This is a genomic window from Oleiphilus sp. HI0117, assembly GCF_001635235.1.
The window spans coordinates 1-283 of record NZ_LWGA01000425.1; the positions used below are offsets into that span (position 1 = coordinate 1).

1 pseudogene is annotated in these 283 nt (G+C 39.2%); it reads left to right on the forward strand.

Annotation, left to right across the window (positions count from 1 at the left end):
- Positions 1–43 precede the first annotated feature (43 nt).
- A pseudogene (locus A3757_RS27530) lies at positions 44–283 on the forward strand (hypothetical protein); the annotation flags it as partial.

The following is a 283-nucleotide window of genomic DNA, read 5'->3' on the forward strand; positions in this document are numbered from 1 at the left end:
TTTAAACGGGTCTTGGAAGGCGACGAACTCTTTACAGTTTTCCATGCAGGGTCTTTACAAACAGATTGGTAACGGCGAGCCAAAAGGTACTAGACTTGATTTTGCGATACTTGATTGGCGGCTTTTTGATGATTTTGAATATGGTTTAGGTTTAAGAGCAGGGCGTTTAAAGAATCCGTTTGGCTTCTTTAACGAAACTAGAGATGTTGCAGTAACACGTCCTAGCTTACTGTTGCCTGAGTCTATTTATATTGATTACTTGCAAGAGATATTACATTCATCA